Source organism: Thalassospira sp. MCCC 1A01428, from assembly GCF_002115825.1.
Taxonomy (GTDB): domain Bacteria; phylum Pseudomonadota; class Alphaproteobacteria; order Rhodospirillales; family Thalassospiraceae; genus Thalassospira.
Map to the genome: position 1 here is coordinate 1 of NZ_JFJZ01000050.1, position 14,778 is coordinate 14,778.

The window sequence follows — 14,778 nt, forward strand, 5'->3', positions numbered from 1 at the left end:
AGCCGTGAGGGGACGCTTACAGAACACTAAAGGCGAAGTTAAAAAGAAGGCTGAAGCACAAGCTGTAGAAACCATTTTGAAGCTTTGGATGCACAGGCGCGCTTTACCAGAACAAGTAGATCCACTGGGCGGATTTCGAGACGCGATTTCTGTCATGGAGCGGCTTGGTTCTGTTCCTGACCGGTGGAGTTTTCAACAGTACGGCATTCCTAATGAGCAAACCTTGCGAGACATGTTCGGATGTTTGTGCCGAATAGTGCGAGAAACGATTGTGTTCACGCAAATAAAGCAAGCCCGTGAGATAACATCGGACGAGATACAAGCTCTTGACGAAGATGAGTTAGCTGCCCATCAGCTACTCACGACTTGGCTAGCAGACGTAGAGGAGCCTGAGCGCTTACCGACAATTAACCGGTTTATTGTAGATGCGAAAAGCAAAACCGGAGACATGAATGACGGCAAGCACATTCCGCCTAACGACAAACTAAATGCCGAAGGTCAGGAAAAAGAAGACGCACGCAGGGCTATTCTGGAGAATCTTGAGCGGATGCATTTGGCCTTAGGAAAAATCGTTGCATACTGGCGATCGAATACAGGCGAACCGCCTGAATAATTCGGCATCTACCATTTTTCAGGCTGGCGCATTGATAATCATAGCGGGCTTTGAAAGTAGAGTTTTCTCGGGTCTGAGTCTAGATCCTCCTGGGATAGTGTGATCGCGGCACTAACTTCGAACCAAAGAACATGTTTGAGATCACTGCTCGCGCCAGGTCTTCTTGGTGGCGGATAAAAATAGATCCAGTAAGGGACCTTAAAGAACATTTTATGGTCTATGAACCTGGAGGAACCCGGCTGGAAGTAGCTTTTGACCCACGCTGATCCGGTGCCAAGGCCATTATTCTGACATGGATGGTCGCCTCCTCCCCATCAGTTACGTATCAGCTGCAGCTACAGCCCGAGTGCCGCATCCATGCGCTCATGCTCAAAGGCCGGAGCACAGGCGTTCAACCCGGCACCGCTGAGCCCCTGACGGCGCAGCTCTTCACGCCAGCTGTCTCGGATACATCGCGCCATATCCCGAACTCGAATGCGGGCTTCCTGCACACTGACATCGAAGAACTCGGACGCTTCGATCGCGGCGCCGATGTCTGGCTCATGCCCATGGAGAGGGCTGATCCCAGTTTCCATCCGGGCGTGGCGCCTGGGTTGCGGATTGACGTCAAAGAGCGGTGAAAGACGCCAGAGGTTCTGCCCCGCATAGATGAAGCCGTGGTTCTTCAGGTGGTCATCTGTGTTGGTGACGAGGATCCCGAAAACCATACGAAGCCAGATTTGCAGCAGATCATCACCGGGCCGGGCAGAGATAATACGGATGATGTCGGCTATGTCCGTATAAAAAGCGCTTGCATGACCAACCTTGCCTAAGGCGGTGCGCGCAGAGATATAAGGGACCCGGCCTCCAACCCGGCGATCGAAACGGCTAAAAAGACCGATCGGGTGCAGACTGCCGGGTAACTCGAGCCGGCAGTCTGGTGTGCGCAGACCAAGATTTCCAGCGAGCTTCATCGTTGCCACCTCGAGACGCTCCACCGGCCAAGTGTCGTTGATGGACGTAAACTTGGCGAGCCAGAGCCGGTCTCCATCCCTCACATTGGCTTTCGGCCGCGCCCCGCCCGGCGTACCGGCGGCGCCAACGAGATCCAGCGCATCTTGCTCCGCACCGACCGGGTCTCGCTCGAACCTTTGCGCGATCTTGACCAGGTCCTCAATATCAGCCAGGCGCGGTACCGCCTTTCCGACCTGCGGGAATGGCTCGCTATTTTCCTGCAGGAAACGCAGCGCACCTTGGCGCGCAGTATCGTCGCATGTAATCAAAAAATCAAACTCGGTTGCCCCCTCGCCCAAAACCCGGCGCATTAGCTTGCGGCCCCAACTGTCCGGGGCGGTATCCGCAAAGGGCCCGGCAATAACATCACGTTTCCGGCTTTCGCGCCCGCCGGAGCTGCCATGATAAGGTGCGCTCGCTCGCGGCATCTGGGGGCAAAGGTCAAAACCGCGCGGATTGTCGATCCATTCCTGGTCATAGATGAAGGTGGAATGTGCGCGCCGCCCGTCCGTCTCAAAGACCAGACGACCGACCGGAACCAGCCCATTCCCAAGGGCTACACGTGCCACGACCATCAGAAAGCGCTTCCTTCATCATCGATCTCATCCGATCGGGCCAGCGTGTTGGCCGATCCGCCGGATGACGACTTTCGGCGATTGACGATCCGCTTTGGCAGGCGAGCCTGATCCAGGACCAGGCCGGTATCGTCTTTCGCCGGATCGAGCATTTCGCCGAGCCGGTGAAGCTCACCCAGGACCATGAGCGCCATGGCCAGGGTCTCGAGCCGCACACCGCCATTGCCCGTCTCGAGCTTGGCGAGCGTCTTGTCGGTTACGCCCAATCGCTCGCAGAAGTCCGCGACAGACATCCGCCGCTTCTTTCGAGCGACACGAATGTCATGGCCAAGTCGTTTGAGGGCAGTCTGAACCTGGTACGAAGACATGTTTTGATCGGATAAAAATCCGCCTTATGATGCTATGGTCGTATTTTTATCCACATTAGGTCAATTTACAGTGCAAATCAATCAAATGCACAGCAAGACGGACAAAAGTCCGGGTTAACCTGTTTAGACCAGAGTTTTGTCCGCGTTATACATTTTCGACCTTAAAAACCCGGTAAACATCCACGGATTAGGGTTCCATGGTAAACGCCACTCATGGCGACCTTCAGGCCATCAATGCATCTGCTTCAAACGCAGCAACGAACAGGCTGTGTGGGGCTTTGCGCGCCATCGCCGCCATCCGCGTTAGTGATGGAACCACGACGATCGTCGTGGTTCCGGCGCAGCCAAGAGCGCGGCCCGAAGGGCAACGCCAAATTGCGTTCGCCTCAATCTATTTTATAAACCATAATCCGGCAAAATTACTTCAAGTCTTTGTATTCTGATTGTGAAAGGCAAATCAGCATGATGCTACCTAGTCCTACGCATTCGAACTATACCAACCTCCTGACCGACATAGAGCGTGGACAGGTCAAAATTCCTCAGTTCCAGCGTGATTTCGTCTGGACCATGCAGAAGTCCGCTGCGTTGCTCGACAGCATTATCAAGGGGTATCCGGTTGGCACGTTCATTTTCTGGTCGACGAAAGATCGACTGCGTAGTGTTCGTGATCTCGGCAACACACCTCTGCCAGAGCCGAAGGACGGCGAAACCGTCTCGTTCGTTCTCGATGGCCAACAGCGCCTCACCAGCCTCTACGCTGCATTGCGCGGAATCAAGGTGGAACGTAACTCAGGCAAGACCGACGACTTCGCCGACATGTTCATCTACCTTGACGCGGGCGAGGACGATCAGATCGTCGTGACAGAGGTCGCCGATCTTGCTGAAGGCACCTGGATCAGGTTACGCGATCTGATCCACGGCAGCTTCCAGCAGCTTGCGGCTTTCCCGCCGCATTATCATGAGCGGCTATCGGAATACCGACGCCGGATCGAGTCCTATGACTTCTCGATCATCCTCGTGAAGGACGTGCCGATCGACGTCGCCACGGAAATCTTCACGCGCATCAATGTCGGTGGCAAACCACTCAGCGTGTTCGAGATCATGGTCGCAAAAACCTATGACGAACCGCGCGAGTTCGATCTGGCGGAGAAGTTCGACGAATTGGTCGCAAGGCTGGAGCCACTCGACTACGAAACCGTCTCCGACGCGACGCTCCTGCAACTGGTGTCGCTGATCCTGACGAAGGAATGCAAGAAGCAGACGATCCTCAAACTCAGCAAGGCAGATTTCATCGACACCTGGCCTCGTGCCACCGATGCGTTCGAACGGGCTGTCGAGTTTTTCCGCAACAGCTACCGCATCCCGGTATCGCAACTGCTGCCGTACAATACGTTACTTGTGCCGTTCGCCTATTTCTTCTTCCATCACCCGGACAAGCCATCAGCCGAACAGCGTCCGCTGCTCGAAGATTTTTTCTGGCGCTGCTCGCTGGGGGGACGCTATTCGTCGGCGGTCGAAAGCAAACTCGCGCAAGACGTTCGCCGCATCGATCGTATCCTAAAAGGCAGGTCACCCGACTATGATTGGGCGGTCGATATCTCACCCGACTTCCTTTTGGAGAACGGATGGTTCAACGCTGGACGTAGTTCGATCAAAGCGATCCTGTGCCTCTACGCCTTCCAAGAGCCGAAATCGTTCAATGATGATTCTATTGTCAGCATTCGCAACTATTGGCTAAAGCAGGCCAACAGCAAAAATTACCACCACTTTTTCCCACGCACCTATCTCGGCAAGAAGAATGTTGAGGAATGGCGAATCAACAACATCCTCAACATCACTATCGTCGATGACTATCTGAACAAGCGGGAAATCCGCGCGAAGCCGCCCGCGACCTACATGAAGGCGTTCAGGAAATCGAACAAGGCGCTGGACAAGACGATGGCCTCGCATCTGATCGGCGATCTGGATGACTTCGGCGTGTGGACGAACGACTACGACACCTTCCTCGCCGAACGGGCGAAACTAGTCAGCGCGGAGCTCGCCAAACGGATCATCAGCCGTCAGATCGACACCGACGGTCAACCGTCGCGGGACGACGACTATGAGGAGGAAGCCGTCGCGTTTGAATGAGACGTGGCGTTAATCCGACAGGATAGAGGTTGCATGTTCATCGACCGATACCTGAGCTTTTATAACGGACGACACCCACATTCATCGCTTGACCGGAAAACGCCCGATCAGGCCTACCTCAACCAGCCGCCCCCCCCTCTCGGCTTGCGGCATGATAGGCGCCAAGAACCACCTATAAACCGGCCCGAAGCCCATTTCCGAAGAGAAGGAGCATAGTCCGGTCGAAAATTGCTTGGGTATCGACATAGAGCCTGCTTCAGGTCCCAATTCTGGACCTTCGGAGATTAGAGTTTCCCGGCTTTTGTCACGGTACCGGGTTGGTAACATCACCGGGATTATGCAGCGAAATCGCGAACTTGTACCCGATTGCCAAATGAGGACGATACTTATTATTGTGTTTACCCCAAGCTCTGCACAACTCTAACACCGTTTGCCAAGGACGATACCGGGCGAAGGTTCTCAGAGCTGCAATGCTTAATGTTTACTCTGTGGTCACCTGTTTAACGGCATCTGACATTTGGGCGTGCGCTTGCATCGCCGCAGATCGAAGAAAACTTTGATCTGAGGCGATGATGAACGCAGAGGAGCCGGCGCGGAACTGTATCGCCGCATCCTCCGGACTGCCGGGCAGGATGGCGACCGTACGTCCGGCCTTTGCGGCAGCTGCGTGTACCGTTTCTGTTGCTTTACGCACCAGAGCAGGGGCATCGCTCAACCCTGCATAGGCAGCAGCGAGATCGCCGCGACCAATGAATACTCCATCGAGGCCATCGACTGCGAGGATCTCGTCGATATTTTCAATAGCATCCGGATCTTCGATCATGGCGATGATCGTTACGCGGCGATCCTCCGTTTCCATATGCTCGGATTGGCCAACGCGACCGAAATCGCCTGCGCGTGTGGTCGGTGCGAAGCCGCGCTTTCCAACGCGATAGCGACCAGCAGCAACGATCGCTTGTGCCGTTGGTGCGTCGCTAACATGGGGAACCAGGACGCCATCCGCCCCGCAATCGAGAACGGACAGGATATGAGCTGCTGCGCTGCTTTGTACGCGGACAATGGCAGCAAGGCCCACGGCTTTGCATGCAAGGATAATTCTGTCCGTCGTTTCGCGATTGAACGGCGAATGTTCTTCATCCACTACAACGAAGTCATATCCGAGACTGCCCATGATCTCGGCGGGCATCGTCGCGGGCACTTTTAAGAAGGTGCCATAAAGTGTTTCGCCGGATCGGAACCGGTCGCTGAATTCTAGTCGCTTCGTAATCATTCCAGCCTCTTTCCTGTCAGTTCGTTCAAATGCGTCTCTGGGGCGGCGTTCTAGCCGTTTTGCAAACCGATGACTAAGGCCGGATTGGTCGCTATCATCGAATGTGTCTGCGCATCGGAATAGCCAAGGGCAAGGCAGGTCGCGACGCCGCGCCTTAGCCCTTCAAGGGGTGTAATCGTGCCAGTCTGGCCAAGATCGGAACACAGGATGGTCCGCTCGGGTCCCACGCAATCGATAAAAGCACCCAGTTCGTCATTCGTGCGGTTGCGGAATTTCGATCCTTCGGCAAAGAAGGCAAGCGAATGCTCCACATATGCGCCCATGGCCGCGATCTCTTTCACATCCTCAAATGAGGCACCCACGATGTCCTCGGGATGCGTGAAGATCAGCCGTTCCACGCCTCGCTTTTTTGCCTCGTTAAAGACGATCTTGGTTTCAGAAACATGGATGTGGCCGCTGGCCAGCGCCAAGCCCGTCGCCGCGATCACATCGAGGATATCCAGAAGCTCGGGACGCAACTTTCCATTCTTGAAGAGCGGAACAGGCGATGCGGAGCGCATTTTCTGCGTCGCTGCCGGATGCACCCAGCTAGACGTCTTTTCCCACTCCAGATGATTTTCCGCAGCCAATGTCGGAAGCCAGACAATTCGGCCATCCATTGCTGCAGTATGTTCGACAGCATAGGCGTTGAGTCCGCCCACAACATTGTTCAGCACAATCCCCGAATAAACTGTGGTCTTGAGATCGAGGTTGTGATCGCGAATGAGCTTGGCGCACATCACGCCTGAATAGTCGTGATCCTTGGTTACAAAAGCCCGAAACCCTGCCTTCGAATAGGCCTTCGCGAGATCGAGATGATCGATCCCGCGTGGGGCAATAGAGGGACCGCTATGAACATGCGGATCGACTGCATCTTGCAGAATTTCGCTGATGCGTGCAGCTTGGTCGCGCTCGATTTTTTCGATGTCGTTCATCGTGTTCTCTCCCGAGTTCGATTTTGGTTCGTGGCTGGTTTCCGTGGGTGGACTGCTGTCGCGAACACCAAAGGGCCCAGTGTTCAATTGCATGCGGCATAGCACCTTTGAGGGCTCTGACAATTAGGCATATTCTGGTCGACGGGGTGTAAAGACATCGAGGTTGAGAACCTCTTCGTCGCCCACGACAACGGCGTAGTGTATGACTTCGGGGGGGACGACCAACATGCCGCCGGGGCCAAGCCGCACAACCTCGTCGCCGACGTGGAAGTCGACCTCGCCTGAAATGATGTAAGCGATCTGTTCATGCGGATGTTTGTGTGGCTTTGGCTCGTGATCGGGCTGTAGTCGGTGCAATGCGACCGTTGCACCCTGACCAGAAAATGCTTTTTGCTCCACGCCGGGACGAATCTGCTTCCACGACATGTTGTTCCAGTTGATGTTGTGAATACTCATCTATCTTCCTCCAGTTTAATTACTGTCTTGGACGTCAGTGTGTCACCAGCGTCAATGTTGACTAAGTGCAGGGTAAGTCTCGTGGCCTCAAATGGGATCGCTGCTTACACGAATGATCGATCTTGTCGTGTGAGCATCCCAGTGTTCATCGACTCTGTGGCGGGACGAAGTGTTGCCAATGAGCGTCTAGCTCAGGCATGTCCGCGAATGTCTTTCTGGCGTCGGCGGCGCGACCGATCAATTCAGCCGCTGTAGTTCCCTTGGCCTGGCAATAGGTGTCGAGCGTTTCGATGCTTTCAACGATTACGTTGAAACCGCGTAGCATCACCGCCGAGGCTAGCCCGGTAGCAGAGGCCCCAGCTAGCATGGCGCGCGCCACATCGTGCCCGCCGGTGATTCCGTTGATCCCTATCAATGGAACCTCAGACCCGATCATGGCACGGCAAAGCGCAAGCCAGTGGCAGGTGAGTGGCAAGTTCCAGAAACCACCGAAACCGCCCGATGTGCCAAGCATCGGTTTTTGCGTGTTCAGATCAGGCAACATCCCTAACAGACGGCCAGCGACGATTGCACTTTGTGCGCCGGCTTCGGTTGCTGCGCGCGCCAGTTGTGGCACGTCGTTGGATTGCCCCGTCAACTTAACCCAGACCGGAATTTCCAGACGGTCAGTAAGTGCGCGCGTCAGCATGGCGACACGCTCGGCGGCGGTTTCGGTTGTTACCGCACCGTTGGCGGCCTCACGTGCGTAGGGTGTGCCTATATTGAATTCGAGCACGCGCAAACCCGCCTGTTGAACCGCGAGGGCCATCTCTATTGCGTGATCCAAATCGGCGAGGACCAAACTGGGGACTAGCAAGCAATCATGCGCTCGTGCAATCCGGTCATGGGTCAGGCATTGCTCCAGCCAATTCTCGAAGCCAAGTGGATGCAGGCCCGAGCGCGAGAGGATCATCGTCGCGGGATCGGCCTGCGAGCCCCAGGAGACGGGCGACCAATGCGAATCGAGGGCAACGTATTCCGCTGCACGCAACTGAGCCTTGGCTGCGATGTTTTCATTAGTCGATTTTACGACAACCGCGCCAGCTCCTGCTTCGATGGCAGCACGTAATCCGCCATCAGTGATCATGTGTTCGGCAGGGGCGGCAATCACCGGGTTCTTTAACCGCATTTGGCCGATGCGTGTTTCAAGGCGTGTCATGGATTATTTCACCAGCAAATTGGGAAGGAACAGCACAAGGCCGGGAAAGACGGTGATGATTGCGAGCACAATTATCGCGAGCCCCACCATCGGCAGCGCATGAAGTGAGATCGCCTCGATCGGACGCTTCGTCACACCCGACATTACGTAGAGGCACAGCCCCACAGGCGGAGTGGCAAAGCCGATCAGACAGTTAAACACGACGATCACACCGAGATGCACAGGGTCCATGCCCAGTTGACTGCCGATTGACATCAATGCGGGCACTGTCAGAATTAGGATACCCACTGTATCGAGAAACATTCCTAGAACCAGCAGGATCAGGTTGACCATGATCAGGATGACCCACTTGTTGTCCGATACTGTGGTCAGTGTGTCGACCACGGCTTGAGGAAGTCGTTCAATCGAGAAGATTAGCGCCAACACATGGGCGAAGGCGATCAGCAGGTAGATTGCGGCGCAAACCGTGGCTGTAGAGAGAAAGACCTCACGCAAGCGCGATAATGACAGAGCGCGGTACCAGAGCCCGGCAACGATCAGTGCATAGATCACGGCTACCGCAGCAGCCTCGGTCGGTGTCACGACGCCCCCGCGGATACCGCCGATGATGATAACAGGCAGCAACAGGACCGGTGCGCATTGGCCAAAACTACGGCCGATTTGGGCAAGGCTCATGGCGGGCAGCTTGGGGTAACCATGCTTGCGCGCTATCAACATAGCATAGGCAGACAGGATCACGGCCAGGATGACGCCGGGTACGATGCCTGCCACGAACAGTCTGGAGATTGAGGTTCCCGAAAGCGCGCCGTATAGGATCATTGCAATCGAGGGCGGCACCAAGGGAGCCATAATGGAAGAGACGCCGATCAGGGCCGCAGAGTAATCTTCCTGATAGCCTTGGCGTTTAAGCTCGGGCGATAGGACCGTACCCAGAGCTGCCGCATCTGCGGCAGCCGATCCGCTGACACCACCAAATAAAAAGCTGCCCCAAATTGCCGTTAGCGATAGCCCTCCCCGGAACCGGCCGACAAGGGAATTGGCAAAGCCCACCAGCCTCTGGGTCAACCCGCCCACATCCATAAGGTTGCCCGCCAGAACGAAAAGTGGAATCGCCAGCAGGATGAAACTGTCTTGTCCCGCGAACATGCGTTGCGGCACCGCTAGCAGGAAGCGCAGGTGATCCGTTGCCACGAAATACCCCAGCGCGGAGATGCCCATCACAAAGGCAATAGGCACGCCCATCAGCAGGGTCACGAAAAAGAAGACACCAAGCCAGATCATTGTTTGCTCATCGAAGGTTGGGAATTAAGGTACCAGACACCGATCAGGCTTGCTGAGACATGCAGTGCGATCAGTCCTGCGCTCACCGCGATCGAGATATGTAGCCAGAACATTGAGATCGGAAGCGCGACAGCAATACCCTGTCCGGTACGTTCCGCAAATTGCCAGCCGTAGCTCATCAGGCAAATCATCGCTGCCAGGATCAACAAACGGCCCGCGACCTGCACCACGAGGCAGAGCGGTCGTGGTAGCGTGTCGACCAGCAAGCTCATCCCTATCATTTCGCCACGCGAATAGGCTAGGCCTACACCCAGCGACGAAATCCAGATCATCGTGTAGCGCAAGGCTTCTTCCGACCAGGACAGCGATGCCCCTATCACATAGCGAAAAAAGACCTGAAGCGCGGCGATCACGACGATAGCCACCATTCCGGTGATCAAGAGTGTCTCAAGTATCGTCACATAAGTGCGGACTGTGCGCGACAGGAAAGGCGGCAAGTCATAGGCCGTCATCGTAGTCTCCTAAAGCAGGAAGAAAATTGGCCCCCGCACGTCGCGCCGGGGCCAGACCGGGTTAATGACCGGCTTCGGCCGCCGTTACAAAATCAGCGATCAGTGGGTTGCGTTCGGAGTATTTCTGGATGACCGGTGCCCAGGCCTCGTGAAGTTCTTTCTTCAGGTTATCCGAGGCTTCCGTGACGGTTACGCCCTCGTCTTTTAATGTAGATTTGAGTTTTTCGTCATAGGCCTTAACCGCCATGACCTGCGGTTTCACGACCTCCCGCGCTGCTTCGCGCAGTATCTTTTGCTGATCTGCGGTCAGTCCGTCGAAAATCCCCTTGTTAACCAGCAATATGCCGGGCCAGAAGTAATGGCCGATCAGCGTTACGTTTTTGGCCGCATCATAAAGCCCCTCCGACTGGATAGAGGTGAGGTTGATCTCGACTGCGTCGATGGTGCCGGTTTCGAGCCCGGAATAGACCTCGCCATAGGCCATGGGCGTCGGGTTCACCCCGGCCGAATTCCAGATGTCGAGAAACAATTCGGAGGGGGCAACGCGCGTCTTAAGACCCTTGAAATCCGAGATATCCTTGATCGGTTTGCCGGTACTGAGGAAATGCCGTTGCCCGCCTTCATACAAGCCCAACCCTATCATTCCGTGATCTTTCAGTTTATCCATGATTGCCTGTGCCTGAGGTGAGACGGCCATTCGCGCGAAGTCGTCATAATCCCGCATTACATAGGGCAGTTGGAAAGCGTCAACCGAGGGGGCCAGTGTGGACAGGGCTGAGGACGAGTTGATTGTCATATCGATAGTGCCCAGTTGCACACCTTCCATCAGTTCCTTCACATCCCCCATCTGGCGTGCCGGATAGATGTCGATCTTAATCTGACCGTCCGATTTTTCGTCAACAGCCTTGGCGAAACGTTCGGCCGCGTCATTAAAAGGGTGCGTTTTAAAGACGGCATGTCCCAGCGTCAGCATCAGTGGCTCCGCGCAGGCAGTGGTGGCGCTAGCGGATAAGATAAAGCCGGCAAGCAGTCCGCAGATCTTTGTATAAGTTTTCATTTGCTCCTCCCTAATGTTCTCAATATAAGAACTGTAGTTCTTAATATGAGGTTGTCAGCTCCGATCATTCATGTCAAGAACTGTTACAAAGCCCTGTTTTGGTTGGGAGACATCAATGAAAAAAGCACGCGTGAAAACCTCTGATATGGCCCTGACAATTCTTGAGAGGGTAGCCTTCTCAGATATTGCGCTAAGTCAGACGGAGATTGCTGAGGCCGTGGGAATCGTTAAAAGTGCGGCGCACAAGCACCTGAACACATTGGAGGAAACCGGCTGGATCATGCGTGATCCAGGCACTGGCCATTACCATCTTGGGCCGAAGGCATGGATCGTCGGACAACATGCAATAGCCATCCGAGATCTGGCAGAGACTGCCCGGGAGCGCATGCGCATAAAACGCAACGAGACTGGACTCGCAGTGGTACTGAGTTTGGTTAAGAAGAACGGTCTGAGCGTGATCTTCGCATTGCACGGAACTCATGCGATCGAGATCGGTGTTCGTCAGGGTAGCGAGTTGGCGCTTCATGCGTCGGCGCAAGGGCAAATTGTTTTGGCCTTCGGATCATCTGCGCTTGCCGAAGAGGTACTTTTGGGGGAACTACCAGCGCTTACCCCAAAGACACTGACTCTCCCCGAGCAGTTGAATGCACGTATTGCCGAAATTCGCGCTGCGGGCTATGCCTGTGCTCCTGAAGAGACGTTGTTGGGGGTAAACGTGGTCGCCGCGCCGATTTTCGATCATAATGGATCTTTGATTGCGACTGTTGCCCTCGTTGGATCAATTCAACACCTGACATCACCTCCAGCAAGTGCGCATGTCGATACCATTCTCGAACTGGCGCGTTCGATTTCCCAGACCTATGGCTATCAAAGGCGCAGTCACTTGCTTCTCGAAAACTAGAATTTTCGCGGGGGTCTTTACTGATTGCGGAGGAACTGATGCCTATGAATACATCACGTTTTTCAATGAGAAAAAGGCACAACCCTAGTTTTGAATAAATACCAATTATCCGCGGGTGTCATGTCGAAGACATACCCCGGTATGATGACATTTTCGGGATGTTGACTCTATTTGCTGCGCCCCGATTCCAACTCCTGCATCTTGTTCAGGGCAGATATCGTCTTGGGTTTGAGGATGTTTTCTCGCCAATGACATGCCCTGTGCTCTGAAAAGTCGATTGTTTTTAAATGGAGTTTCCTGCGCTAGGGTCTGGATTCAATTGGCCGAATATCTGATTGCAAAAATCCGGACCAGATTAAGGACGTTTTCTGCCCATTTTTCGTATCGGATGGTCAGCCGCCTCATATCCTTCATGCGGCAGAAGAGGCGCTCAACAAGATTGCGTTTGGCGTAAGGGCCCGCATCATGAGGGATGGTGCTTGAGAGCATTTCGGCTTCAAGCCAACTCGGTGCGTAAAGTCTCACGACACCTGATTTGACGATCTCCTGGAGAGCGGTTTGTTTGAGGTGAGGGTTTCGGTGTTTATAAAGCAAGTCGCCAATGGCAATATTGGCATCAAGCACGATATCGAACCCCACAAACGGGACGTTTGCTGATTTTTCTCAATTCATTACATAAGTAATTGATATAAATTAATTATTTGATAGTGGATGTTTAGTTTCTGCTCTGAAGAAAATGTTATATTTCACCTTTAAACCCGCAGAAAATGGCGAAACGTAGAGTATCTGACCCAAACGTCCCGTTTGCAGGGCGGTATCACCTATAGTCGGATATTTGAATGGATGAATGCACCTTTTCAAAGGATAGGGATGTTCCCTAAAGCGGATTGAGCTGTACTTTCCGAAATCGCTATTTGATGTGCTCTGCACCCTTGAAATTGGATCGTTTTTGATCAATTTGACGTAATGAGGATGTATCTTAAATTGCCTCTCATATCCATTCTGGTATCTGGCTGCACTCGCTGCGCGGGCCAGAGAAATAAACGAAGAGATGAAAATAGCCTGCGCGCTAGCAATTACTGATTTAGCACATACACAGGTACCTGGAAGCGTAAAGCACATTCACGGCAAAGACCTTTCCTTTGGCCGAGACTATATCATCCCTTCGCCATTTGGTCCTCGGCTACTGAGTGAGATTGCACCTGCCGTTATTCAGACGCCTGTCGGATCCGGAACATCGCGGTGTGCAAAAGACCTTAACGAATATCAGAAATCTCCAACGCCTCGCTGCGATTAATGGGCAATCAGCCGAAGGTTGGAGCGTTGCTTGTCCCGCTTGTTGCTCGTGTAAGGTGTACAGCTAGCGTCATACGGGTTAGCCCGGTATGACGGCCGTGGGCACTGGGACTGTAGCGACTGCTAGTTAGCCGCTTCGCAAACTTCTTTATTATCCTTCGTTGTGTCAAGCCCTTCGTCAATCAGCCAGTCAACGAAATCGCGAACCAAATTTCCAGGGTCGGTCTGACGAGGAAAGACTGCGACATAACCCGTCCTGGGAACCCGGATGTCCGGTAACGGCGTCATCAATCTTCCGCTGGCGATGTCGATATCGAGCATGGGAAGCGGGCCAATTCCGATGCCAAGCCCATCTTCCACCACCTGGCGCGCGACGAAGAAGTGATCAAATGTCTGTCGGGGCAATCCAGTCAGATGCTGGAGATTTGCCGCTTCAAGCCATTTCATCCAATCGCCGGCACGGGTTTCACTGGAAATCAGTGTGTGCCCCTCAATATCAGCAGGCTCGAGGATTGGACGCTCAGCGAATTGCGCAGGGCTCATGATCAACGTATCAACGTCATCTAGTACCGGAACGACATGATGCTGTGGCCATATATCTTCCCTGACCACGCCGCGCCGGATCGAGAGATCCACGCCGCCGCGTAATTCTTCCTGAACACAGGACACCGTCGTAACGACGACTTCGACGTGCGGGTGATTGGAGTGGTAGCTCCCAAGCCGAGGGATGAGCCAGCGCATCGCCAGACTGGTCGGGGCGCTTACGCGCAGGATGCGGCGCGCATTCGGGCGACCGCAAGCTTCCGCGGCCACAGCCAAGCGATCAAATGAGAGGCTAACCTCCGCAGCGAAGATTTTTGCGGTTGGCGTTGCGACCATCCGACGTCCATCCCGCGCAAACAACTTCTGCCCCAGCCAGCCTTCCAACGCTGCAATTTGCCGGCTCACTGCGCCATGTGTAAGGCCAAGTTCTGTCCCTGCTTCGGTATAGCTGCCGGTTCGGGCCGCGACTTCGAATATGCGCAGAGCGTTCAATGGGAGAGGATGGCGCATGCTGAATCCGTGAGAAAAGCCAACGATATGCGTGAGCAAATCCATACTAGTCGACAAAAGATCACACGTATACCGTCGAATGAGGAAATGACCAGACTCGA

15 protein-coding genes are annotated in these 14,778 nt (G+C 54.3%); 4 read left to right on the top strand and 11 right to left on the bottom strand.

Features of this window, described 5'->3' with window-relative positions; translation table 11 throughout:
• A partial coding sequence (locus THS27_RS26975) for a hypothetical protein (protein ID WP_168184976.1) occupies positions 1-613 on the top strand: 613 nt, incomplete at its 5' end.
• Between the two features lie 335 nt (positions 614-948).
• On the opposite strand, the gene THS27_RS22625 is transcribed toward THS27_RS26975, so the two are convergent.
• Together THS27_RS22625 and THS27_RS22630 are read right to left on the bottom strand one after the other, a co-directional pair.
• Positions 949-2,181, bottom strand: a complete 1,233-nt coding sequence (locus tag THS27_RS22625; protein WP_085594755.1) for a type II toxin-antitoxin system HipA family toxin — start codon at positions 2,179-2,181, stop codon at positions 949-951.
• Positions 2,181-2,549 carry a helix-turn-helix transcriptional regulator gene (locus tag THS27_RS22630; RefSeq protein ID WP_085594757.1) on the bottom strand — a complete coding sequence of 123 codons (369 nt, stop codon included), beginning with the start codon at positions 2,547-2,549 and terminating at the stop codon, positions 2,181-2,183. Before THS27_RS22630 ends, THS27_RS22625 begins: the two co-directional genes overlap by 1 nt.
• Before the next feature lie 197 nt (positions 2,550-2,746).
• Here THS27_RS22630 and THS27_RS22635 point away from each other — a divergent pair, with 197 nt between their 5' ends.
• Both THS27_RS22635 and THS27_RS22640 read left to right on the top strand, forming a co-directional pair.
• A complete protein-coding gene (locus THS27_RS22635) occupies positions 2,747-2,992 on the top strand; it encodes a hypothetical protein (protein ID WP_085594759.1) in 246 nt (81 codons plus the stop codon).
• A 19-nt stretch (positions 2,993-3,011) separates the two neighbouring features.
• Entirely contained in the window at positions 3,012-4,679 is a 1,668-nt protein-coding gene (locus THS27_RS22640; protein ID WP_085594761.1) for a DUF262 domain-containing protein, read from the top strand.
• Positions 4,680-5,160: 481 nt separating this feature from the next.
• On the opposite strand, the gene THS27_RS22650 is transcribed toward THS27_RS22640, so the two are convergent.
• The 7 genes from THS27_RS22650 to THS27_RS22680 form a co-directional block, all read right to left on the bottom strand.
• Positions 5,161-5,949, bottom strand: a complete 789-nt coding sequence (locus THS27_RS22650; protein WP_085594765.1) for an HpcH/HpaI aldolase/citrate lyase family protein — start codon at positions 5,947-5,949, stop codon at positions 5,161-5,163.
• A gap of 50 nt (positions 5,950-5,999) precedes the next feature.
• Positions 6,000-6,923, bottom strand: a complete 924-nt coding sequence (locus THS27_RS22655; RefSeq protein ID WP_085594767.1) for a DUF6282 family protein — start codon at positions 6,921-6,923, stop codon at positions 6,000-6,002.
• Between the two features lie 123 nt (positions 6,924-7,046).
• Entirely contained in the window at positions 7,047-7,379 is a 333-nt protein-coding gene (locus tag THS27_RS22660) for a cupin domain-containing protein (protein WP_085594769.1), read from the bottom strand.
• Between the two features lie 145 nt (positions 7,380-7,524).
• Entirely contained in the window at positions 7,525-8,577 is a 1,053-nt protein-coding gene (locus THS27_RS22665) for a dihydroorotate dehydrogenase (protein WP_085594771.1), read from the bottom strand.
• Between the two features lie 3 nt (positions 8,578-8,580).
• Positions 8,581-9,858 carry a TRAP transporter large permease gene (locus tag THS27_RS22670; RefSeq protein ID WP_085594773.1) on the bottom strand — a complete coding sequence of 426 codons (1,278 nt, stop codon included), beginning with the start codon at positions 9,856-9,858 and terminating at the stop codon, positions 8,581-8,583.
• Entirely contained in the window at positions 9,855-10,370 is a 516-nt protein-coding gene (locus THS27_RS22675) for a TRAP transporter small permease (protein WP_085594774.1), read from the bottom strand. Before THS27_RS22675 ends, THS27_RS22670 begins: the two co-directional genes overlap by 4 nt.
• A gap of 61 nt (positions 10,371-10,431) precedes the next feature.
• The gene (locus THS27_RS22680) at positions 10,432-11,427 is read right to left on the bottom strand and encodes a TRAP transporter substrate-binding protein (RefSeq protein ID WP_085594775.1); all 996 of its coding nucleotides are present in this window, start codon (positions 11,425-11,427) and stop codon (positions 10,432-10,434) included.
• A gap of 115 nt (positions 11,428-11,542) precedes the next feature.
• On the opposite strand from THS27_RS22680, the gene THS27_RS22685 reads away from it, so the two are divergent.
• A complete protein-coding gene (locus THS27_RS22685) occupies positions 11,543-12,328 on the top strand; it encodes an IclR family transcriptional regulator (protein ID WP_168184977.1) in 786 nt (261 codons plus the stop codon).
• Between the two features lie 315 nt (positions 12,329-12,643).
• Here THS27_RS22685 and THS27_RS22690 read toward each other — a convergent pair whose 3' ends face one another.
• Positions 12,644-12,952, bottom strand: coding sequence for a transposase (locus tag THS27_RS22690; RefSeq protein ID WP_139835712.1), 309 nt, complete (start codon positions 12,950-12,952; stop codon positions 12,644-12,646).
• A gap of 795 nt (positions 12,953-13,747) precedes the next feature.
• Positions 13,748-14,677, bottom strand: a complete 930-nt coding sequence (locus tag THS27_RS22695) for a LysR substrate-binding domain-containing protein (protein ID WP_085594778.1) — start codon at positions 14,675-14,677, stop codon at positions 13,748-13,750.
• Positions 14,678-14,778 lie beyond the last annotated feature (101 nt).